The sequence below is a fragment of the Deltaproteobacteria bacterium genome (assembly GCA_005879795.1).
Taxonomy (GTDB): Bacteria; Desulfobacterota; Binatia; order DP-6; family DP-6; genus DP-6.
The window spans coordinates 12,117-31,865 of the sequence record VBKJ01000103.1; the positions used below are offsets into that span (position 1 = coordinate 12,117).

Below are 19,749 nucleotides of genomic sequence, written 5' to 3' on the forward strand. Positions count from 1 at the left end.
CACGCAGCACCTAAAAGCCCTCCGGTCAGGGTCCGCAGCTCGTCCAGTCGATCTCCCAGAAGCGCGGCACGGGCGCGGCCAGCTCCAGGTGCCCGCCGAAGCATTCGAAGCTCGGCTGATGTGCGAGCCGCTCCTTCACGCGATGGATGAACTCGTCGACCGGCGTGTCGCCGGGGTCGCCCAGCTCGAGGCGGCGGCGCTGCCCGCACTTCCTGCAGCTCACGTCGACGCGCATGGGACCGAGTCTGCCACATCGACAAAGTGGCGAGAACGGCTTGACGTCGCGGGGGTTGGTCGGGCATGGTCGCGGCGGGGAGACGTGCCGGGTATGGAGCGAGCGTGGACCATCCTCGTCCTCGCGCTCACGCTCACGGCGGCGGCCGTTCCGGCGGGCGCCAGGGAGCGGGTCGTGCATCTCAAGGTCGGGCCGTTCCGCATCGAGGCGCGCCGCGACCGCGAGGTGTGCCAGGCGGTGCGCATTCCCCACGCCCGCGGCCTCGACGTGGTCGCCTACGAGACGCGCTCGCGCACCGCTCGTGACGTGGGGACGCACCACTTCGTCGCCTACGCCTACCAGGGCAGGGACAGCGCCGCGTTCCCGAGCAAGCTGGTGGACGATCCGGGCTGCAACGGATTCGGGCCCGCCGACTTCTTCAAGAGCCGCGTCTTCCTGGCCGGGTCGGGCGGCGAATACGTGCACGGCCGCTGGGCGATCACGAGCGGCGGCGTGCCGCCGGCGCTGGTGCAGCCGCTGCCGAACTCCGCCGACGCCCCGGACGAGGCCGTCATCGTGCTCAACTCGCACTACTTCAACAACAGCCGCAAGGCGGCGCGAGGCCTCGTGAAGCTCACCCTCCGACTCGCGCCCGCGGACCCGAGCAAGCGCGCTCTCCGCATGCTGACCGCGGCCGATGCGAGCCGCTACATCATGGTGCCCCCCGGCGACACCCGCACCGTGAGCGCGACCTGGCAGGCGGATGGGGCGCCCGACGAGGTCACCGAAGGCGGCTTCAACCCTGCCGGGGACGTGTGCGTCCTCTACCTCACCGGCCACATGCACAAGCGCGGCACGCTCTTCGCCCTCGACTACGAGGAGGACGGGAAGGACCCGCACCCGCTGCTGCGCGCGACCGACTACGTGCACCCCGGCGTCGTCTACTACGGTCGCGGCTTCCTCCTGCGTGCCTACACCGCGGCGAACGGCCATCCACGCTTCCGCTACTCGTGCACGCATGCTAACGGCTCGGCCTACGAGCCGGTGAAGATGGGATGCGAGGCGCAGGCGGCTGTGGTGCCCGGGATATCGTGGGTGGCGGGCGAGGCGCTTGGCCTCTCCCCGCTCGAGACCCATGCCCGGCCCTGCGGCCTCGACGGCGTCAACTGCGTCGGCTACGGGACCGGTCGCTGCGTCGAGGCGAACCTCGTCTTCGGACCGCTCTCCGACGACGACATGTGCATCCTGCCCGGCGCCCTCTTCGACCCGCTGCCGGGTGTGCCACCCGAGCAGGCCTGCGACCCGTACTCGTGATGCGGACCTCCTGGCTCGCCGCCGCCCTGCTGGTCGCTCTGCTCGCGGCCCCCGCCGCCGCCGGGTTCAACCGGAATTTCCTCGTGCCCTCGTTCCAGAGCTGCACGGGGCCGCAGACCTGCTTCCCGCCGCGGCACGACTCGAGCTTCACGTTCGGGAGCGCGGTGCTGAAGACGCCGGTCTCCCGCTTCCTGCGGAGCCGGAAGACCGCGTTCATCCTCGAGCTGAAGGGCGTGCGCGACGCGGCCGGCAACCTGGCGAGCGGGGTCCAGTTCACGGTCGTGCTCGCCACCGGACAGGTCACCGTGCCGGGCATCGGCACGTTCCCGCCGGGCGCGCTCCCCGACGTCCGCATGCCCTTCATGGTGGAGCGGGGGAAGGCGATGGTCGTCTACGAGACGCCCGACGTGCCCCGCGGCACCGTGGTCGAGGGCGGCGTGGTCACCGTCCTCGACCCCGACGGGAGACGGCTGGCCACCATCGGCAGCCAGGCCGCGCCGTAGCCGCGCTCAGCCCGACGTGCCGCCGGCGGCGCGCTTCTTCACGCCCTGGGCGGCGGCCAGAAAGGCCTCCTTGGTGCCCGCGGCCAGGACGCCGATCGGCACCGACTGCGCCATCCCCTGGCCCTCCTTCACCAGGAACTTGCTGCGCACAAGGCAGCGTTTGCCGTCGGGCGACGGCTCCAGCTCGTAGTGGCCGTCGTTGTAGTTGAGATCGCTGTTGAGCGTCTTGAAGTCGATCTCGTGCTTCTCGGGGTGGAAGGTCCACTCGACCTTGGCGTTGGACTGCCGGCCGATGACCCGCTGCGCGATCTGGGCGGTCTTTGAGGTCGGGGTCACGTTGAGGAGATTCGCCCGGTCCACACCGGGAATGAAGTCGGGGTAGTGCTCGATGTCGACGAGGGCGTCGTAGACGGCCTGGCAGCCCGCGTCCACCAGCGACCAGTACTCGAGCTGGACGCCCTCGTTCACCTTGGCGCTCTTCTCGCGCAAGACCAGGTTCTCCGGCGCGTTCCAGTCGACGCCGCCCTCGCTGCAGGTCACGAGGAGCAGCGAAAAGGCGAGGAGGGTGCAGCGCGTGATCCGCATGATCGCGTCCTCCTTGCGGAGAAATGGGTGGTCGTCGGCCCCCGCCTAACACTGCCGTCCGCTCGCGGTCAACGGGCGCGGGGACACGGGCGCGGGGACCCCTGTCGAGGGCGCGGGCACCCTGTGCGCGGGTACCCGGTTCGGGGGGCTCGGGCTGGGGCCGCCGTGCCCGCTGTGCTACGGTCCGCGAATGTCGGACGCTCCCGAGCGGCCGAAGGCGATCGACTGCTGGCTCAATCCGACCACCGGGCTCGCCGAGCAGCCCCCCGAGTTCCTGGTCCGCGTCGCCCGCGACTACTTCCACCGCGAGAAGGAGGCCTTCACCCCGACGCCGATCGAAGAGCTCCTGCGCCAGATGGACGCCGCCGGCGTCGAGCGCGCGATCATCACCATGAACCCCCACGATCCCGCGCCGATCGCCGAGCTCGCGCGGGCCTTCCCGGGGCGGTTCATCTGCTCGACGACGATCGACCCGATGGCCGGCATGGAAGCGCTCCGCCTGCTCGAGCGACTGGTCGCCAGACACGGCCTCCGGCTCGCGCGCGTGGTGCCGTTCCTCGTGAATCGACCGCCGAACGACAAGGTCTACTATCCGCTCTACGCGAAGTGCATCGAGCTCGACCTGCCGATCTCGGTCAACACCGGTATCCCGGGCCCGCCGATGCCCGCGGAGCCGCAACGGCCGCTCCACCTGGACGAAGTGTGCCTCTTCTACCCGGAGCTCAAGCTCATCATGGCGCACGGCGCCGACCCGTGGTGGGGTGAGGCGATCCGCCTCCTGCTCAAGTACCCGAACCTCTACATGATGACCTCGGCCTACGCGCCGAAGTACCTGCCTCAGGAGCTGATCCACTTCATGAACACGCGCGGCGCGCACAAGGTCCTTTTCGCCTCCGACCATCCGTTCCTCTCCTTCGAGCGCTGCCTCACCGAGGCGGTCGCGCTGCCCCTGCGTGAGGGCGTGCTCGCCAGGTACCTGCGCGAGAACGCGCTCGCGCTCTTCCGCTGGGACTGAATCGACATGGGCCACATCGACAAGCACCTCGCTCCGGGCGAGCGTGTCGTCCTCCGCACGCGTCTCCATCCGGTGATCTTCGCGGGCACGGTGGCGTTCGCGGCTTTCGTGCTGGGGGTGGTCGCGCTCATCGTGAGCCGCAACGAGCTCGCCGCCCGGACCGTGGCGCTGCTCTGGCTCGCGGGCGTGCTGGTCGCGCTCGGCTCCCTGCTGCCGCCCTACGTGCGCTGGCAGACCTCCGAGTTCGCGGTCACCGACCGGCGCGTGCTCGTCAAGATGGGTCTGCTCTCGGTGCACACGCTGGAGCTGCCCCTTGCCCAGGCGCGGATCGAGGTGGAGCCGACGATCGGGGGCCGCCTGCTCGGCTACGGCACGCTCCGGATCGTGGGCACGGAGGGGGCCGACGAGGCGTTCGCGCGCGTCGCGCGCCCACAGGCGGTGCGCGAGGCGGTGGTCCGCCAGGCGCCGGGCTCACGCGTCGCCCGCACGCGCTAGCGAGACGAACGCCCGCGGCTCAGGCGGTGCCGATCTCGCGCAGCACGAAGCGGCCGCCGTACGGGATCTCGAGCGAGAACGTGTCGCCGCGCGCGTTGTCGATGGCGTCGATGACGAAGTGGTCCGAGGCCAGGTAGCGCGCGTGGTCGGGATGGGCATAGACCGCGATGCCGCCGGCCTCGCCCAGTGGCACGTCGAAGCCCTCGATGACGTTCGAGCGGCGGCAGAGCACGGGGTTGGTGCCCCCGCAGCAGCCCCCGCTGATCATGAACGCGAGCGGATCCTCGGCGGAGTCGGCGGCGCCGCGCACCCGCTCGAGGAGACGATGCGCCCGCGGGGTCAAGCCGGCGCAGGCGGGCATGCGGCTCACATGCCGAAGAAGTCCATGGTGAAGTCGTTCAGGTCGACCCACACCTGCTTCAGCCGGGTGAGGTGCTCCACCATGGCGTTCCCGTTCTCGCGCCCGTAGCCCGAGAGCTTGTAGCCGCCGAAGGGCGAGTTGGCCTCGATCATGTGCCAGGTGTTGATCCACACGGTGCCGGCCTGCAGGCGCTTGGCGAGGCGGTGCGCGCGCTTCAGGTCCTTCGTCTGCACGCCCGCGGCGAGCCCGTAGATGACGTCGTTGCCGATGCGGACCGCGTCGTCCTCGTCGTGGAACTTGAGGATGCTCGCCACCGGCCCGAAGATCTCCTCCTGGGCGATCTGCATCTTGTTGTCGACCTCGGTGAAGACCGTGGGCTCGAAGTAGAAGCCCTTGGCGAGGGCGGGATCCGTGGGCGGCCCGCCGCCGCAGCGGAGGTGCGCGCCCTCCTTCTTGCCGATCTCGACGTAGCGCTGGACCTTGCGCTGCTGCTCCTCGGAGACGAGCGGTCCCATGCGGGTCGCGAAGTCGAGCGGGTCACCGACCTTGATCTGCTGCGAGCGCTCGACGAAGCGCTCGACGAAGCGCTCGTACATGGTGTCCTGGACCAGGATGCGGGTCCCGGCCGAGCAGATCTGGCCCGTGTTCAGGTAGATTCCGAAGAGGGCGTTGGTGACCGCCGTCTCCAAGTCCACGTCGTCGAAGATGATGTGGGGCGATTTCCCGCCCAGCTCGAGCGTGACGGTTTTCAAGTTGCTGGCCGACATCTGCACGATCAGTCGGCCGGTCACGTACTCGCCAGTGAAGGCGATCTTGTCGACCGCGGGGTGCGAGGCGAGGGCGGCGCCCGCCGTCGGCCCGAACCCGGGCACCACGTTGAGTACGCCCTCGGGCAGCCCGGCCTCGGCGGCCAGGCGGGCCAGCTCGAGGCTGGTCATCGGCGTGTGCTCGGCGGGCTTCAGGACCACCGTGTTGCCGCAGGCAAGCGCGGGCGCCGTCTTCCAGGTCGCCATGAGGAGGGGCGCGTTCCAGGGCGTGATGCCGCCCACCACGCCGAGCGGCTCGCGCAGCGTGTAGCCGAGGAAGTCGCCGGGACGGAGCGCCGGGCTGGTGAGCCCGTGCAGCTTGGTCGCCATGCCGGCCCAGTAGCGGAAGACCTCCGCGGCGAGCGCGCCCATGCCGCCGGTCATGAGGATCGGCATGCCCATGTCGAGCGTCTCGAGACGACCGAGCTCGGGAGCGCTCGCCTCGAGCAGATCGGCGATCTTGTTGAGGAGGCGGGCACGCTCACCGGCGGGCGTGCCGGACCACGTGCCCTCGTAGGCGGCGCGCGCGGCAGCGACGGCGGCGTCGATGTCCGCCTTGTCACCCTCGGCGACGACCGCGACCACGGAGCGGTCGTGCGGGCTGATGCTCTCGAAACGTTTGCCGGACCGGCTGTCGACGAACTTGCCGTTGATGAACAGCTGATACCGGCGCGCGCCGTTCTCGGCGCCGAGGGGCTGAGCGGTGCCTGCCATCGCCAGGCCTCCTTCCGAGCGCCCTACTTAGTGGGACCCGCGCCGGGGGTCAATCCGGTGGCGTGGCCCCTCGGCGTGGCCGCGGGAGAGGGCTCAGGAGGCGCGAGCGCGCCGGCGCTCACGGCTGCCGCGAGCGTCGCGCGCCAGCTTGTCCTGCAGCGCGCTCACCACGAAGTCCATCACCGAAACGTCGGACTTGACGCAGTAGAGTTTGAGCTCCCGATGTAGCTGCTTCGGTATACGCGTCGCCAGCTGAACCCAGACCTCGCCTTCGCTCGCCATCTTTCCTCGCCTTCACCGGTCGCGACGGACTCGGTACGTGCATAGCTATCCTTCCAGAGAACGCTATGCAAGTGTGCAGATGCCAGGAATTGCTGCATGTCTCGGTCCCTCGCCAATGCGGGCGTGGTTGGCACGCTGCGTCAGGAGCGCGGCGTGCTCACCTCCAGCCGGGAGGCGGCGCATTGGGAGAGACGGAGCCCTGCGTACGTACGTGGGTACGCGCTGGTAGACGGGGTGAGTGCGCCCGCCCGGGTTCCGGCTCAGGCTCGCGAGCGCTGGACGCCGCGCTTGCTGCTGCGCGCTCGGGCGAGCTTCTCGGCGAGAGCCCTGCGCACGAAGCTCTGCATGCGGACGTCGTTCCGCACGCAGAACTCTTTGAGCCGGCGGGCGATGCGGCGCGGAATGCGCGTCGCGAGCTGCACCAGCTCCTCGTCGTGCTGAGCAACGAGTCTCATCTCGGTTTAGGTTGCTCGCCAGCCGAGCCAGTGTCAATGACGGATCAGAGTGGTGGGGCGGAGGCGTGCAGGAAGGCCGCCACACCCTCCACCACCGCGTCGGCCAGCAGCTCGTGGTAGCGCCGGTCCTGGGTACGGGCGGCCTCGCCCGGGTGCGTCAGGTAACCGATTTCGATGAGCGCGCTGGGGGCTGGGTTGCGCACGAGGATCCCGAAGGACCCGGGCCGCGCTTCGCCGCGCACGCCGCCGACCCGGCTCTGCAGGGCGTGGTCGAGGCAGCGGCCGAGCAGGGCGGCACGCCAGCTGCCACCGGGGGTGCTGGCGGTCCGCACCCCGCCGCCGCCGTAGAACACCTCGAGCCCCTGTGCGCTCGGGTCGCTGCACGCGTTCGCGTGCAGCGAGATGAAGAGCGTGGCCCCGTCGCCCGGCATTGCAATGCGCCGCTCGATCGGGACGAAGGAGTCGCCGGTGCGTGTCAGCAGCACGTCGACGGGAAGGCGCGTTGCTAGCCGGCTCGCGACCATCTGCGTCACCTCGAGCACGATGTCCTTCTCGAGCACGCCGCCGATGCCTGCGGCGCCCGGGTCGCGCCCGCCGTGCCCGGCGTCGAGGACGATGAGGGGCGGATGCACCACCAGAGGACGGGTGGCCTTCCGCGGCTTGACCTGCGAGCCCGGTGACTGGGGGCGCCGTGGCGACGTCGGCGGCTGGGATGTGCCGTCTGCCGGCGGGTTCGTCGCTTCGGGGGTCGCGAGTGCCGAGGGTGCGTCGGAGGGCAGCGGCGGCGCCTCGGGCGCCGAGGGTCCCTCGGAGGGCAGCGGCGGAGCCGGGGGCGCGGACGGGGCGGGTGCCTCCGTCGTCGCCACCCTGGGCGCGGGCGCCTGGGGCTCGAGCATGATCGTCGCGTCCCCCTGACGGAGCGCCAGGCGCGCGGAGGGGGACGCGGCCTCGAGGTGAGGCGCGGCGTCCGCCGGCGGGTTCGTCGCCGGGGGCGCCGAGGGCGCCTCGGAGGGAGGGGGCGCGGAGGGGGCAGGCGCCTCGGTCGCCGCCACGGTCGGCGCGGGCGCCTGGGGCTCGAGCATGATCGTCGGGTCCCCCTGACGGAGCGCCAGGGGCACGGAGGGGAGCGCGGCGTCGAGGTGAGGCGCGTCCGCCGGCGGGTTCGTCGTCTCCGGTGCCGAGGGTCCCTCGGTGGGCAGCGGCGAAGCCGGGGGCGCGGACGGGGCAGGCGGCTCGGTCGCCGCCACGGTCGGCGCGGGCGCCTGGGGCTCGAGCATGATCGTCGAGTCCGCCTGGCGGAGCGAGAAGGACACGGAGCGGGGCGTGGAGTCGAGGTAAGGGGCGGCGTCCGCCGGAGGGTTCGCCGCCTCGGGGGCCGTGGGTGCCGAGGGTCCCTCGGCGGGCAGCGGCGGAGCCGGGGGCGCGGGCGGGGCAGGCGGCTCGGTCGCCGCCACCGTCGGCGCGGGCGCTTGGGGCTCGAGCGTGATCGTCTCGCCCTCCTGGCGGAGCGAGAAGGGCACGGCGCGCTCGAGCTCGACGACGACGCGTGCCGTGGTCGGGCCGAACTGCGCGGCGCGGACGCGCAGCACGGGCCCGGCGCCCGGGGTCACGTGGAGCAGCCCGCCGTCAAGCGCTGCGCCCCTCAGGTCGATGTAGATGCGCGCGGGGGCGCCGCCTTGGGCGGGAAGGCGGTGCGCCGTGGCCGACACGGCCGCCGACAGGTGGAGCCGCACAGCAGGGGCCCGGTCCCCCACCACGTCGATCCGTTCTAGCCTGGGCGTGGCGGCCAGTGTGGGCTCCGCCACCGCCAGCATCACCATCACCAACACCCGCAGGCGCATCCTTTCAGATGTACGCCGGGTGCGCAGCCGGTGTCCAGCGGGGCGGCAGCGGGGCGGCAGCGGGGCGGCAGCGGGGGTGCTCTCCCTCGGACAGCACCCCCGCGGGGCGAGGGTGAGGACGAGACGAACCGGGCCCGCGTAACTTTCCTTGCCGGAGGGCCGTTGCTATACAACCGCCCGGTATTACGCAGGCGGCACGATCTGCATCCAATGGCTGCGCGCAAGCGCAAGGAGGCTCACGCATGAAGCTCGGCACGCTTGTGATCGGTGTAGGGCTGTTGCTGGGGACGGCGGGTCCCGGGTTCGCCGGGACGGTGAACTGCAAGCAGGTGAACAAATACCTGGGGACCGGACGATCGGTGTCGGATGTCGCTCAGACGATGGTGATCGACGAGGCGGACGTGAAGAAGTGTCAGGAGCAGGCCGCGAGCGAGGGCGCAGCGGGTGGCGCGAAGGACGCGGCGAAGCCCGCGGGCGATGCGGCCACCAAGGACAAGCCCAAGTAGGACGATCCGCGTGGGTGGCGATCGGAGGCCCGATCGCCACCCGTCGTTCGTACACGAGCCCCCGACGGATCCGCACCTCGACGCCGATCGCCGCTGGATGGAGGAGGCGATCCGCGAAGCCGCCGCGGCGGGCGCGCGCGGCGAGGTCCCGATCGGGGCGGTGGTGGTGCTGGGCGATCGGCTGCTCGCGCGCGCGGGTAACGCGAGCGTGGCCGTGCACGATCCGACGGCGCACGCGGAGGTGCGGGCGCTGCGCGCGGCCGCACACGCGGCCCGAAACTACCGTCTCTTGGAGACGACCCTGTACGTCACCCTGGAGCCGTGCGTGATGTGCATGGGCGCGGCGCTCCACGCCCGTGTGGCGCGCCTGGTCTATGGCTGCGCAGACCCGAAGGGTGGCGCCGCGGGCTCCCTCTTCGACCTCGCGAGCGACCAGCGCCTCAACCACCGCATCGCAGTCACGGCCGGCGTGGCCGAGGACGGCTGCCGTGCCCTGTTGCGGGAGTTCTTCCGGACGCGTCGCGTGCCCTCGACGTAGCGACGCGCGCATGGCCCCCGCGCCGCGGCTGTGCTAGGAGGCTGTCGGGAACACCATGGCGGCTGCGGCGAGAGATCCTGGGGCTGCGAACGGCGTGCTCGCTCCGCGGCTCGTTCACCTCGCTCACCATGGTTAACCCCCACGGCCTCCTAGGCAGGGCCGCGCCGGAGAGGTGCGTGAGCCCGGTTGAAACGGCACGACTCGAAATCGTGTGAGCCCTCGTGGCTCCGGGGGTTCGAATCCCCCCCTCTCCGCTAGAGATTGCAGATCCTTCGCTACACCCTGAACGCCGGCATGACCAGCGTATCGTCTTGAAGCGAGAATCCTGGCGCAGCTGGAAGAGCCGCTGCGCACGCTCGACCTCCGCGCGACAACCGTGTGTTATCCCCAGGTGTGGATAAGCCGGGATGTGCCACGAGGGTCAGGCGATTGTCGGTGGTCTTGGCGTGCACGTACATGGCGCGCAGTAGGTTCGTTGAGTAGCGGTCCGTCTGATCGCACCTTGACGCGCTTCGGCTTCCGGCGTTAGGAGACTGTCGCGTGCGGTTCGTGGCGCGGGACGTAACTCGCTCCGTCACCGCCCGCTGGGTAGGAGTCTAGCTAGCAGACCCGCGATGAGATGCTCCCTCGACCATGCTCGGGCGCACCGGGTCGAACAGGCTGCGCAGCGGTATGGAATCGATCTGACCGTGGCGCGGGAGCGAATGTTCCTCCGCCTCGTCGCCGCGCAGGGGCTTGTCGTCGCCCGGCAAGCGCGGGGCGACGTCGCCTACCTCGTGCGCCATTTGAGGCGCTGGGTTCTCCTGTGCGTCAGTGAGCGGCAGCGACGGATTCGCACCTTTCTGCCGCTTGGCCCGGAGGCGTGGTTGCGGCAACGGAACGGGGATCGCCTGTCGGTGGGGACCGTGATCGACGCGATCCTCTCGGCGCATCGGCAGGCGATCCGGACCCCGCTCGCGCCGCCCCGGCCGACGGAGAGCTCAGAAGCCTATCGCGGCCGGATTGAAGCGGCCGTTACGGAGCGGATCGCAAGGCTGAGGGATCGACGTGGGCAAGAGAGACCGCGGGCTGCGTAAACTGCTGCAGTTGCGGCCGTTTCGTTGCGCCGATCGCTCCGGCTTTACAGGGGCTCGAATTCCCGACTCTCCGCTCGGCTGAGCGGCGCGCCCTCAGGCACGGGCGGCGCGCAGCGCGGCGCCGTCGAGCGCGCTGATCAAGTCGCCCAGCTCGCGCGGCTCGGTGAGCGCGCGCGCGAGAGCCGCGGCGATCTCGGGCGCGAGGGCGCCGACCCCAGCCGAAGGCACGAGAGCCAGCGCCAGGACGACGGCGAGCGGGGCGTGGAGCGCCGCAGCGTCGGCCGGCTCGCGCCACTCGACCCCGTCCAGATCGGCGAGCACGAGCGTCGACGGAGGGGCGTGGAGGAACCGCTCCGGGGCGGCATCGGGGAGGGCGGCGCCCGCGAGTGCCAGCGCGCGCAGGATACGGGCCGCGGCGGCGGCGAGGAGAAGGCCGCGGGCGACCTCGAACGGGGTTGCGCCGTCGAGGACGAGCGGTCTGCCCGGGCCGCTCACGGCGACATAGGGGATGGCGCTCGCGACTCCGTGCTCGACGACCGGGGCGACGGCGGGGAGCGCGAGGGCCGCCTGCTGGCGCGCCTCGGCGGCGAGACGCTCGGCTTCGGGCGTCGCCGCCGTGCGGAGCCAGACCGGGCGCTGCCCATCGAGCCAGAACGCCGGGGCGAGGCGGCCGCGCGCCGGCAGCTCGCCGGCAAGCGCCACGCGGCCCAGGCGGCGGGCGTCGAGCGCGGCGCGCCAGCGCACCGCGGCGCCCACGTCCTGCCGCGTGCGGTGGAGATCGTCCAGCACGACCCGCGCCCGGTCATCCGCATGGCGCTCGAGGAGCTGGGCGGCGCGTCGGAGAGCGAGGCGCGGGTAGGTGCGGCCCGCGCGGGGCAGGGTCGCGAGGAGCGCTGCGGCGGCACGGTCGGCGAGCGCAAGCGGCGTCTCGGGACGGAGCGCGAGCTCGAGCAGCCCGGCGCGCAGACCCTCGGGGTAGGCGCGCAGCACGGGATCCGGCGCGGACAGGACCTGCTCCATCCCGCGCGCGAGCAGGGTGGGGGCCTCGGGCGCGGCCGGGTCTTCGAGGAGCCGGCGATGCACCGCGCGCAGCGGGGCGAAGGCATCCGTCACCTCGGGCGGCAGGGTCGCGGCTGCGGCGTCGAACGCGCGGCGGAAGGGTGCGGTGGCGAGCAGGTTGAACAGGACCTGGATGCGCTCGTGATCGACGAAGGTCGCGATCAGGACCTGGAGAAGGCGTGCGAGGCGCGTGGGCGACAGGCTCTCGAAGTCGATGCGGCGGACCACCTCGCCGAAGGCCGCGGCCGCTTCGGCGCGTGACCGGACCAGCGCCAGCGTCTCCAGGTACGCGAGCAGAACCCCGACGTCCGCGGTGAGCCGGATGACACCCGCGAGCATGCGCGCACGCGCTGCCGGGTCCGAGCGCAGGGGCTCGCGCTGGACGGCCGCCTCGATCACGCCGCGCTCGACCTTGGCGAGCAGATGATGGCACACCCCGCGCTCGCTCGGCTCGCGCTGGCCGTTCACGAGCAGGTCCTCAGCGGCATTGAGCCTCAGGCGCAGGAGGTCCTTGTAGCGGCGCAGGAAGGACAGATGCTCCCTCATCTCCGCCACCTCGGTCGCCTCCAGCCGATCGCTGCCGCTCGTGGTGGCGGCGAGGCGGCTCACCTCGGGGACGACCGCGGCCGGCGCACGCGAGGCGGAGGGATGGTCGCCTCCTCCGCGTCGCCGCGGCGACCGCCGATGGCGGCCCGGCGGATGTGGCGAGGGTGGTATGCCGTCCATGCCGCCCCGAGGGGCTACCACATTCTGCGCCCCACGCGCACTCGACGGCCCGCAGCCGTGCCCCATCCCGCTTGCACCTCTCGTCGCCATTTGCGACGCTTGGCGCGCCGGAGAGGTGCCCGAGCGGCCGAAGGGGCACGCCTGGAGAGCGTGTGTACCTACCCGGTACCGAGGGTTCGAATCCCTCCCTCTCCGCTCGACCAACATTCCTGGGGGCCCGTCCGCTGCTCGCGCGCTGCCGCGCGCTCCGCTGCCCCCAAGACCCCGTCGGCCAGCTCGAGCGCTCTCGCGCTCGGCCTCCATCTTGCCTTGCGCCCTTCATCGAACGTGGGTACTGTGACGCTCGCCCCGCGGGCGTCGGGCGGTGGCGGCTAGGTCCTGCGCAAGAAGGCGTCGCGAACCCCGTCAGGTCCGGAAGGAAGCAGCGGTACCGAATGTCCTCCTGTGCCGCAGGGCGCCCTAGCCGTTACCGCCGGACGCCTCTGGCCTCGCCGCGTAGTAGTAGATGACATACCAGGTGCTCGCCCGGCGGCTTCGGCCGCAGCGCTTCGCAGACGTGGTCGGGCAGGATCACGTGACCCGTACCCTGCAGGCTGCCATCGCCGCGGGCCGCGTGGCGCACGCCTTCCTCTTCAGCGGCCCGCGCGGCGTCGGCAAGACCACCACGGCGCGGCTGCTCGCCAAGGCCCTCAACTGCGAGCGGGGCCTGACGCCGGAGCCCTGCAACGCCTGCTCGAACTGCAGGGAGATCGGCGACGGCACGGCCTTCGACGTCCTCGAGATCGACGGCGCCTCGCACACCCAGGTCGACAAGATGCGCGACCTGATGGAGACGGTCGCGCACCTGCCGCTCAAGAGCCGCTTCAAGATCTTCATCATCGACGAGGTCCACATGCTCTCGTCGCACTCCTTCAATGCGCTCTTGAAGACGCTCGAGGAGCCGCCGGCGCACGTGAAGTTCGTCTTCGCCACCACCGAGCCGCACAAGGTGCTGGCGACGGTGATCTCGCGCTGCCAGCGCTACGACCTCCGGCGCATCGGCCTGGGCGAGCTGCGCGCGCACCTCCGGCGCACGGCCGACGCCGAGGGGCTCGCGCTCTCGGAGGAGGCGCTGGCCCTCGTGGCGCGGGAGGCGGAGGGGAGCCTGCGGGACGCGCAGTCCCTCCTCGAGCAGGTGCTCACGGCCGCGGGCGGTGCGGCCGACGCCGCCACCGTGCGACAGGTGCTCGGCGCGGCGGACCGGCGGCTCGTGCTGGCGGTGGCCGACGCCATCCTGGGCGGCGACCCCGCCGCCTGCGTCCGCCACCTCGGCGAGCTCCATGCGCACGGCTACGACGCGCAGCGCTTCTGCCGTGATCTCCTCGAGCATTTCCGCCACCTGGCCGTGCTGGCCGCGACCGGCGAGCGCGCGCTGGTGGCCGACCTGCCGGAGGCGGACGTGGACGCACTCGCCGCGCAGGCCGAGCGCCGCTCGGCCGACGACCTGCAGCGTTTCTTCCGTCTCCTCCTCGAGGCGGACGAGGCGCTCGCGGCGCCCGCGCGCAGCGTCGACCCGAAGCTGGTCCTCGAGATGTGCGCGGTGCGGCTCGCGACGCTGCCGTCGCTCCTGCCGCTGGACGACATCCTCCGCCGCCTGGAGGCCCTGGGCGGGGGAAACCCCGCCGCTCCCGGCCCGGCACCTGACGGCGCCTTGCGCGAGAGCGCACCGCCGTCGCCCGGTGGCGACCTGTGGGAGCGGTTCCTGGCCCGCGTACAGGAGGCAAAGCTGGTCGCGCCCTACATGATGCTCGTGAGCGGCACGCTGCTCGGGGCCGACGGCGAAGCGCTCCGCATCGGAATCGAGAACGAGGCGGCGCGGCGGGAGCTGTCGCGCAAGGAGACCCTGCAGCGCCTGCGCGCCATCGCGAGCGAGGTCGCCGGACGCGAGCTCCGGGTGGAGGTGGGTCCGCTGCCGAGCGAGCACGCCGGCCAGGCGCCTCTCGCGCAGGCCCGGCGGCGCACCGAGGAGACGCTCGCCGATCCGATGGTGCAAGCCGCGGTCGAGATCTTTGGCGCCGAGGTGCGCGGCGTGCGGGACCGGCGCCGGTAGCGCGCGATGGGTAAGGGCTTCGACCTGGGTGGGCTCTTCCGGCAGGCGCAGCAGCTGCAGGAGAAGATCGCGAGCATCCAGCAGGAACTGGCCGAGCGCACGGTCGAGGCGAGCGCGGGCGGCGGCATGGTGACCGCCGTGGTGAGCGGGAAGCTCGAGGTGGTAGGGCTCCACATCGACCCCTCTCTCCTCGAGAAGCCCGACGCGGACATGCTCCGGGACCTCGTCGTGGCGGCGGTGAACGCGGGCCTCCGGGCTGCGCAGCGCATGCTGTCGGAGGAGATGGGGAAGCTGACCGGCGGCCTCGGCATCAAGCTCCCGGGGCTGGGCTGAGCCGTGGCCCAGCCGCCCTCCATGACGCGCCTGATCGAGCAGCTCATGCGGCTGCCGGGGATCGGCGAGAAGACGGCGGCCCGGCTCGCGTTCCACATCCTGCGCGCCGACCGGCCGTACGCGCGGGCGCTCGCCGAGGCCGTGCTGGCGGTCAAGGAGGAGACCCGCCTCTGCTCGGTCTGCTTCGCACTCACCGAAGCGGATCCGTGCCCGATCTGTACCGATCCGGCGCGCCTTCCCGACGCGATCTGCGTCGTGGAGGAGCCGGCCGACCTGCTCGCCGTCGAGCGCGCGCGAGAGTTTCGCGGCCGCTATCACGTGCTGCACGGCACGCTCGCGCCGCTCGACGGCGTGGGGCCCGACGAGCTCAAGATCGAGCCGCTCCTGGCTCGCCTTCGCGCCGGCGCGGTGCGCGAGGTGATCGTCGCCACCAACCCCACGACCGAGGGCGAGGCGACGGCGCTCTACCTTGCCCGGCTGATCAAGCCTCTCGGCATCCGCGTGACCCGCATCGCGCATGGCATTCCGGTCGGGGGCGACCTCGAGTACGCCGACGTGGTCACGGTCGGCCGCGCCCTCGAGGGCCGCCGGGAGATGTAGGGAGGCCGCCGCCGAGCAGGCCGACGGGGTTTGGCCGCATCGGAGCAGCGCAGCGCGCGGGAGCCGCGAGCAGCGGACGGGCCCCCGAACAAGCCTGACGGCGACGGCGGTTTGCGCACCCCCGGCGCTTTCGCCTATAAGCTCGTCGTTCCCCGGTAGCTCAGTAGGTAGAGCGATCGGCTGTGGCCATGACGCAGCCTCACCGGGAAACCGGTGAGTGAAAAGCGGGTGAATTCAGGGAAGCCTAAGTGCAGGGTCGGGGCATATGGTAACCCTGAGCCGAGCCCTCCGAGAACGCAGGGCGGAGGGAAGGTGCAGAGACTAGGGAGTGACGGAAGGATAATCTCCCCACGAGCGCCCGCCGCCTACAGGCCGTCCGGCCCACGGCGATGAGATAGTCCACCCCCGTCGGAAACGGCGGGACCGGTGTAACCGATTGGTCGCTGGTTCGAGTCCGGCCCGGGGAGCCAAATCCGAAGAGGGTCGTCGGAGGTGACTCCGGCGGCCCTTTTCCTTTCGCGCCCGGCGTGCGATGAGCGCGGGGGGATGACGGCCGCGATCACGCGCGCGATCCACACCAACGGCATTCGCATGGCGGTCAGCGAGCAGGGCGAGGGCCCGCCGGTGGTGCTTTGCCACGGCTTTCCCGAGATCGCTTACTCGTGGCGCCATCAGATTCCGGCGCTCGCCACGGCCGGCTTCCACGCCATCGCACCCGATCAACGCGGCTACGGCGCGACGGAGCGGCCGGCGGCCGTCACCGACTACGACATTCGCCATCTGACCGACGATCTCGTCGGGCTCCTCGACGCGCTCGGTCTCCAGCGCGCGGTCTTCGCCGGCCACGACTGGGGTGGCATCGTGGTCTGGCACATGGCGCTCCTCCACCCGGCGCGCACCGCGGGCGTGATCGGGGTCAACACGCCGTACTTCCCGCGTCCGTCGGCGCCGCCCCTCACGCTCATGCGCGCCATGTGGGGGGAAAACTACTACGTCGTCCACTTCCAGAAGCCGGGCGAGGCGGACACGGCCCTGGTGCGCGACGTCCGGCGCGTGTTCACCCAGCTCATGCGCTCGGGCGTGCCGCTCGAGGAGACCCGCAAGCTGTGGCACCGCCGGAACCTGGTCGAGGCTGTCACGGGAGCCGAGCTGCCGGGCCGCCCGCTCCTCTCCGAGGAGGAGCTCGGGGTCTACGTGCGCGCCTTCGAGCGCACCGGCTTCACGGGCGGGATCAACTGGTACCGTAACATGGACCGGAACTGGGAGACGACGCCCGAGCTCGCCGGGGCGACGATCGCCGTCCCGTCGTTGATGATCACCGCGGAGCACGACCCCGTCCTGCGGCCCCAGCTGGCCGAGGCGATGCGCGACCTCGTGCCCGATCTCGAGACGGTCATGATCCCGGGCTGCGGCCACTGGACGCAGCAGGAGCGACCCGGCGAGCTCTCCCGCATCATGATCGACTGGCTCACGCGCCGCTTCCGCCGGGCCTGAGTACCGCCGACGCCGAGCCGGCCGGATCCGTCCCGGGAGTTTGACTTCCCGGCGCCGGCCGGCGTTCAGTGCGCCGCGACCATGTGGCGCGGAGGCATCGGGCTCGTGCTGCTGCTCGGCACGGCGCACGTGATGGCGCGCGTGGCCGGGGCGCGCGCCGCCGCCGACCTGTCGAAGGCGGTGCCGATCGCGCTCCTGGCGGGGCTCGTCGCGGCCGAGCCAGCCCCCGTCGGCCACGCGTACCGCTGGCTCGTGTTCGCCGGGCTCCTCTGCTCGCTCGGGGGGGACGTCTGCCTCCTCTTGCCGCGCGGCTTCGTCGCGGGCCTGCTCCACTTTCTGGTGGCGCACCTCCTCTACATCGCAGCCTTCGCGCGCGAGGCGGCGTGGAGCGCGTCCGCATGGGCGCTGCTCGCACCCTTCGCGCTCGGCAGCCTCGCGATGCTCCGCTACCTCTGGCCGCATCTCGGGCGCGACCGGGCCCCGGTCGGCGTCTACGTGAGCGTCATCGCCGTCATGGGCTGGCGTGCGGCGGTGCGCGCGACGGCCGCGCCGAGCGCGAGCGGCGAGCTCGCGCTCGCCGGCGCGCTCCTCTTCATGCTCTCCGACGGGCTGCTCGCGACCGACCGCTTCGCACGCCGGCTGCGGGCGGCCGATGCCACGGTCATGACGACCTACTACGCCGCGCAGACGCTGATCGCGCTCTCGGTGCGCGGCTGATCTCCAGCGCGTCACGGGGCCCGGCCGACCGTGTAGACGTCGACGCGGGCGGCGCCGGCGGCGAGGAGCGCGCGGGCGCACGCGTCGGCCGTCGCTCCGGTCGTGAGCACGTCGTCCACGAGCACGATCGAGCGCGCGCGGCACAGGCGCGGGGCCCGCACGGCGAACGCGCCGTCCAGGTTCCTCCGGCGCTCGGCGGCCGGCAGCCGCGCCTGCACGTCGGTGGCGCGGGTGCGCACGAGGAGGCGCGGCGCGAGCGGCAGCCCGCGCCGCCGGCCGAGCGCGCGCGCGAGGAGGAGCGCCTGATTGAAGCCGCGCGCGCGCAGGCGCGCGGGGTGGAGGGGAACGGGAACCAGGAGCGCGTTGGGACGGAAGGGATAGCGCTCCGCGAGCAGCGCGCCGAGCGCGCCGGCCAGCCGCCGCCGGCGGCGATACTTGAGACCCTGGACCGCCGCCGCGAGCGGATTGAGACCGGAGGCCGAGGGGAGATACAATGCGGCTGCACGCGCAGCGGTGAAGGCGGGGGGATGGTGGGCGCAGCCGGGACACGAATCGCTCGGGCAGCTCGCTCCGAGCGGGACGCCGCACGAGCGGCAGAGGGGCGCGGGCGGCGCCGCCATCGCGGCGCGGCAGCCCGCGCACAGGCACGAGCGGTGGCCGAGCGGCAGCGGAGCCTCGCACGCCTCGCAGTGCGGGGGAAAGAGGAGGTCGGGCAGTATCGGGAGCCAGCGCCGCATGGCGAACCGAGGGCGGCGCGACACCATTGTGAGGCTGTGCGGCGCTCAAGCAACCGGGGCGGAGGAGGTGAGCGGTGAGGAACTTCTGGGCCGGCGTCTTGCTCGGGGTGGCGGCGGCGTACTGGTACTGCACCCAGGGGGACCACGTGCGCGCGGTCGCTGCGTCGTGGTGGGCGCGTGCCTCGGCGCCGCCCCCGTTCACCCACGAGAAGCCCTGAGGCGCTGTGCCGGTTTCGCGCCGCCGCGCTTTACAACCTCGCGACTTCTCCTTACCCTAACGCGCGATGCCCGCACTCACGGAGCAGCAGCTCGCCGACGACCTGACGCGCGCCATGAAGGCGCGCGAGATGTCGCGCGTCTACGTGCTGCGCGGTCTCCTCACCGCGGCCAAGAACCTGAAGGTCGAGCGGCGGGGCGCCGCGCTCGCGGAGGCGGACCTGGTGCAGCTCGTGCGCCGCGAGATCCGCAAGCGCGAGGAGGCCGAGGAGTTCGCCGTCAAGGCCGGCCGCAGCGAGCTCGTCGACCAGAACCGCGCGGAGCGCGTGTTCCTCGAGGCGTATGCGCCGGCGCCGCTAGCCCCCGCCGAGCTGGAAGAGGCCATCCGCGCCATCGCAGCGCGGCCGGCGGAGCGCACTCTGGGCGCGATCATGGGCGCGCTGCGCGAGCGGTTCGCCGGCCGCTTCGACGGCCGGCAGGCAAGCGAGATCGCGCGCCGCGTACTGGCCGAGCCCGCCCGCGCCTGAGGAGCTCATGGAGCTGCCGGTCATCGCCCGGCTCAAGAAGGAGCTGGCGGATCTCAGGTACGAGCTGAACGTCAAGCTGCCCAAGGAGCTCGAGGCGGCCCGCGCGCACGGCGATCTCTCCGAGAACGCCGAGTACGAGGCCGCGAAGGCGCGGCAGGACTATGTCCGCTCGCGCATCGGACAGCTCGAGGGGCGGGTGCGCGAGCTGTCGATGTACAACGTCGCTTCGATCCCGCGCGACGTGGTCGCCTACGGCAGTCGGGTCACGGTGGAGGACGACGCCGGGGAGTCGATGGCTTACGAGATCGTGTTCCCCGAGGAGGTGGACGCGGGCAGGGGGCAGATATCCCTCTCCTCGCCGCTCGGACGCGCGCTGCTCAACAAGGCGGTAGGCGACGAGGTCGAGGTGCAGACGCCGAGCGGCAAGCGGACGTATCAGATCCTCGAGCTCGTGACGCTGCACCACCTGCAGCAGGGCGAGCGGTAGCGGGACGCTTTCCCCCGGTCCGGCGCGGCCGGGCCCCTGCCGGCCCCCGGCGCCGAACC

The 19,749-nt window shown here is 72.0% G+C and carries 22 protein-coding genes, 2 tRNA genes and 1 other RNA gene; 16 read left to right on the forward strand and 9 right to left on the reverse strand.

Annotated features, from left to right (window positions below):
• Positions 1-25: 25 nt before the first annotated feature.
• Positions 26-235: a hypothetical protein gene (locus E6J59_05335; GenBank protein ID TMB21623.1), complete on the reverse strand. Its 210-nt coding sequence runs from the start codon at positions 233-235 to the stop codon at positions 26-28.
• A 93-nt stretch (positions 236-328) separates the two neighbouring features.
• Between E6J59_05335 and E6J59_05340 the strand changes: the two genes are divergently transcribed.
• Both E6J59_05340 and E6J59_05345 read left to right on the forward strand, forming a co-directional pair.
• Positions 329-1,528 carry a hypothetical protein gene (locus E6J59_05340; GenBank protein TMB21624.1) on the forward strand — a complete coding sequence of 400 codons (1,200 nt, stop codon included), beginning with the start codon at positions 329-331 and terminating at the stop codon, positions 1,526-1,528.
• Complete coding sequence (locus tag E6J59_05345; protein ID TMB21625.1) at positions 1,528-2,031, forward strand: hypothetical protein; 504 nt, start codon at positions 1,528-1,530, stop codon at positions 2,029-2,031. Before E6J59_05340 ends, E6J59_05345 begins: the two co-directional genes overlap by 1 nt.
• Before the next feature lie 6 nt (positions 2,032-2,037).
• Here E6J59_05345 and E6J59_05350 read toward each other — a convergent pair whose 3' ends face one another.
• On the reverse strand, positions 2,038-2,616 hold the full coding sequence (locus tag E6J59_05350) for a hypothetical protein (GenBank protein ID TMB21626.1): 579 nt from the start codon (positions 2,614-2,616) through the stop codon (positions 2,038-2,040).
• Between the two features lie 190 nt (positions 2,617-2,806).
• Here E6J59_05350 and E6J59_05355 point away from each other — a divergent pair, with 190 nt between their 5' ends.
• Together E6J59_05355 and E6J59_05360 are read left to right on the forward strand one after the other, a co-directional pair.
• Complete coding sequence (locus E6J59_05355) at positions 2,807-3,631, forward strand: amidohydrolase (protein TMB21627.1); 825 nt, start codon at positions 2,807-2,809, stop codon at positions 3,629-3,631.
• Between the two features lie 6 nt (positions 3,632-3,637).
• Positions 3,638-4,126 carry a PH domain-containing protein gene (locus E6J59_05360; protein TMB21628.1) on the forward strand — a complete coding sequence of 163 codons (489 nt, stop codon included), beginning with the start codon at positions 3,638-3,640 and terminating at the stop codon, positions 4,124-4,126.
• Between the two features lie 19 nt (positions 4,127-4,145).
• Here E6J59_05360 and E6J59_05365 read toward each other — a convergent pair whose 3' ends face one another.
• The 5 genes from E6J59_05365 to E6J59_05385 all read right to left on the reverse strand — a co-directional run bounded on the left by E6J59_05365 (position 4,146) and on the right by E6J59_05385 (position 8,585).
• Positions 4,146-4,487, reverse strand: a complete 342-nt coding sequence (locus E6J59_05365; GenBank protein ID TMB21629.1) for a DUF779 domain-containing protein — start codon at positions 4,485-4,487, stop codon at positions 4,146-4,148.
• Positions 4,488-4,492: 5 nt separating this feature from the next.
• Complete coding sequence (locus E6J59_05370) at positions 4,493-6,007, reverse strand: aldehyde dehydrogenase family protein (protein ID TMB21630.1); 1,515 nt, start codon at positions 6,005-6,007, stop codon at positions 4,493-4,495.
• Between the two features lie 93 nt (positions 6,008-6,100).
• Positions 6,101-6,289, reverse strand: coding sequence for a hypothetical protein (locus E6J59_05375; protein TMB21631.1), 189 nt, complete (start codon positions 6,287-6,289; stop codon positions 6,101-6,103).
• 260 nt (positions 6,290-6,549) lie between these two features.
• The gene (locus E6J59_05380) at positions 6,550-6,744 is read right to left on the reverse strand and encodes a hypothetical protein (protein ID TMB21632.1); all 195 of its coding nucleotides are present in this window, start codon (positions 6,742-6,744) and stop codon (positions 6,550-6,552) included.
• A 44-nt stretch (positions 6,745-6,788) separates the two neighbouring features.
• Complete coding sequence (locus E6J59_05385; GenBank protein ID TMB21633.1) at positions 6,789-8,585, reverse strand: AMIN domain-containing protein; 1,797 nt, start codon at positions 8,583-8,585, stop codon at positions 6,789-6,791.
• A gap of 242 nt (positions 8,586-8,827) precedes the next feature.
• Between E6J59_05385 and E6J59_05390 the strand changes: the two genes are divergently transcribed.
• From E6J59_05390 to E6J59_05400, 3 genes are all read left to right on the forward strand, one after another.
• On the forward strand, positions 8,828-9,091 hold the full coding sequence (locus tag E6J59_05390) for a hypothetical protein (GenBank protein TMB21634.1): 264 nt from the start codon (positions 8,828-8,830) through the stop codon (positions 9,089-9,091).
• Complete coding sequence (gene tadA, locus E6J59_05395) at positions 9,063-9,629, forward strand: tRNA adenosine(34) deaminase TadA (GenBank protein TMB21635.1); 567 nt, start codon at positions 9,063-9,065, stop codon at positions 9,627-9,629. The genes E6J59_05390 and tadA overlap by 29 nt, the downstream gene beginning before the upstream one ends.
• 166 nt (positions 9,630-9,795) lie before the next feature.
• Positions 9,796-9,886, forward strand: a tRNA-Ser gene (locus E6J59_05400).
• Between the two features lie 912 nt (positions 9,887-10,798).
• Here E6J59_05400 and E6J59_05405 read toward each other — a convergent pair.
• Positions 10,799-12,373, reverse strand: a complete 1,575-nt coding sequence (locus tag E6J59_05405) for a hypothetical protein (GenBank protein TMB21636.1) — start codon at positions 12,371-12,373, stop codon at positions 10,799-10,801.
• Between the two features lie 226 nt (positions 12,374-12,599).
• On the opposite strand from E6J59_05405, the gene E6J59_05410 reads away from it, so the two are divergent.
• The 7 genes from E6J59_05410 to E6J59_05440 all read left to right on the forward strand — a co-directional run bounded on the left by E6J59_05410 (position 12,600) and on the right by E6J59_05440 (position 17,723).
• Positions 12,600-12,685 (forward strand) — tRNA-Ser (locus E6J59_05410).
• Between the two features lie 174 nt (positions 12,686-12,859).
• An RNA gene (gene ffs, locus E6J59_05415) (signal recognition particle sRNA small type) lies at positions 12,860-12,958 on the forward strand.
• 37 nt (positions 12,959-12,995) lie between these two features.
• Entirely contained in the window at positions 12,996-14,579 is a 1,584-nt protein-coding gene (gene dnaX / locus E6J59_05420; protein ID TMB21637.1) for a DNA polymerase III subunit gamma/tau, read from the forward strand.
• A 6-nt stretch (positions 14,580-14,585) separates the two neighbouring features.
• The gene (locus E6J59_05425) at positions 14,586-14,912 is read left to right on the forward strand and encodes a YbaB/EbfC family nucleoid-associated protein (protein TMB21638.1); all 327 of its coding nucleotides are present in this window, start codon (positions 14,586-14,588) and stop codon (positions 14,910-14,912) included.
• A 21-nt stretch (positions 14,913-14,933) separates the two neighbouring features.
• Positions 14,934-15,512 carry a recombination protein RecR gene (gene recR / locus E6J59_05430; protein TMB21654.1) on the forward strand — a complete coding sequence of 193 codons (579 nt, stop codon included), beginning with the start codon at positions 14,934-14,936 and terminating at the stop codon, positions 15,510-15,512.
• A gap of 546 nt (positions 15,513-16,058) precedes the next feature.
• Positions 16,059-17,006 carry an alpha/beta hydrolase gene (locus tag E6J59_05435; protein TMB21639.1) on the forward strand — a complete coding sequence of 316 codons (948 nt, stop codon included), beginning with the start codon at positions 16,059-16,061 and terminating at the stop codon, positions 17,004-17,006.
• 81 nt (positions 17,007-17,087) lie between these two features.
• Positions 17,088-17,723, forward strand: coding sequence for a lysoplasmalogenase (locus tag E6J59_05440; protein ID TMB21640.1), 636 nt, complete (start codon positions 17,088-17,090; stop codon positions 17,721-17,723).
• A gap of 11 nt (positions 17,724-17,734) precedes the next feature.
• Here the strand turns inward: E6J59_05440 and E6J59_05445 are convergent, their stop codons facing one another.
• The gene (locus tag E6J59_05445; protein ID TMB21641.1) at positions 17,735-18,460 is read right to left on the reverse strand and encodes a ComF family protein; all 726 of its coding nucleotides are present in this window, start codon (positions 18,458-18,460) and stop codon (positions 17,735-17,737) included.
• A 284-nt stretch (positions 18,461-18,744) separates the two neighbouring features.
• Here E6J59_05445 and E6J59_05450 point away from each other — a divergent pair, with 284 nt between their 5' ends.
• Together E6J59_05450 and E6J59_05455 are read left to right on the forward strand one after the other, a co-directional pair.
• Positions 18,745-19,203 (forward strand): hypothetical protein, encoded by a 459-nt coding sequence (locus E6J59_05450; GenBank protein ID TMB21642.1) that lies wholly within the window; start codon positions 18,745-18,747, stop codon positions 19,201-19,203.
• A 7-nt stretch (positions 19,204-19,210) separates the two neighbouring features.
• A complete protein-coding gene (locus E6J59_05455; protein ID TMB21643.1) occupies positions 19,211-19,690 on the forward strand; it encodes a transcription elongation factor GreA in 480 nt (159 codons plus the stop codon).
• The last annotated feature ends 59 nt before the right edge of the window (positions 19,691-19,749 follow it).

Coding starts and splice junctions, on each gene's coding strand:
- E6J59_05335 (TMB21623.1), bottom strand. CDS start 235: ATGCGCGTCGACGTGAGCTGCAGGAAGTGCGGGCAGCGCCGCCGCCTC.
- E6J59_05340 (TMB21624.1), top strand. CDS start 329: ATGGAGCGAGCGTGGACCATCCTCGTCCTCGCGCTCACGCTCACGGCG.
- E6J59_05345 (TMB21625.1), top strand. CDS start 1,528: ATGCGGACCTCCTGGCTCGCCGCCGCCCTGCTGGTCGCTCTGCTCGCG.
- E6J59_05350 (TMB21626.1), bottom strand. CDS start 2,616: ATGCGGATCACGCGCTGCACCCTCCTCGCCTTTTCGCTGCTCCTCGTG.
- E6J59_05355 (TMB21627.1), top strand. CDS start 2,807: ATGTCGGACGCTCCCGAGCGGCCGAAGGCGATCGACTGCTGGCTCAAT.
- E6J59_05360 (TMB21628.1), top strand. CDS start 3,638: ATGGGCCACATCGACAAGCACCTCGCTCCGGGCGAGCGTGTCGTCCTC.
- E6J59_05365 (TMB21629.1), bottom strand. CDS start 4,487: ATGCCCGCCTGCGCCGGCTTGACCCCGCGGGCGCATCGTCTCCTCGAG.
- E6J59_05370 (TMB21630.1), bottom strand. CDS start 6,007: ATGGCAGGCACCGCTCAGCCCCTCGGCGCCGAGAACGGCGCGCGCCGG.
- E6J59_05375 (TMB21631.1), bottom strand. CDS start 6,289: ATGGCGAGCGAAGGCGAGGTCTGGGTTCAGCTGGCGACGCGTATACCG.
- E6J59_05380 (TMB21632.1), bottom strand. CDS start 6,744: ATGAGACTCGTTGCTCAGCACGACGAGGAGCTGGTGCAGCTCGCGACG.
- E6J59_05385 (TMB21633.1), bottom strand. CDS start 8,585: ATGCGCCTGCGGGTGTTGGTGATGGTGATGCTGGCGGTGGCGGAGCCC.
- E6J59_05390 (TMB21634.1), top strand. CDS start 8,828: ATGAAGCTCGGCACGCTTGTGATCGGTGTAGGGCTGTTGCTGGGGACG.
- tadA (TMB21635.1), top strand. CDS start 9,063: ATGCGGCCACCAAGGACAAGCCCAAGTAGGACGATCCGCGTGGGTGGC.
- dnaX (TMB21637.1), top strand. CDS start 12,996: ATGACATACCAGGTGCTCGCCCGGCGGCTTCGGCCGCAGCGCTTCGCA.
- E6J59_05425 (TMB21638.1), top strand. CDS start 14,586: ATGGGTAAGGGCTTCGACCTGGGTGGGCTCTTCCGGCAGGCGCAGCAG.
- recR (TMB21654.1), top strand. CDS start 14,934: ATGACGCGCCTGATCGAGCAGCTCATGCGGCTGCCGGGGATCGGCGAG.
- E6J59_05435 (TMB21639.1), top strand. CDS start 16,059: ATGACGGCCGCGATCACGCGCGCGATCCACACCAACGGCATTCGCATG.
- E6J59_05440 (TMB21640.1), top strand. CDS start 17,088: ATGTGGCGCGGAGGCATCGGGCTCGTGCTGCTGCTCGGCACGGCGCAC.
- E6J59_05445 (TMB21641.1), bottom strand. CDS start 18,460: ATGCGGCGCTGGCTCCCGATACTGCCCGACCTCCTCTTTCCCCCGCAC.
- E6J59_05450 (TMB21642.1), top strand. CDS start 18,745: ATGCCCGCACTCACGGAGCAGCAGCTCGCCGACGACCTGACGCGCGCC.
- E6J59_05455 (TMB21643.1), top strand. CDS start 19,211: ATGGAGCTGCCGGTCATCGCCCGGCTCAAGAAGGAGCTGGCGGATCTC.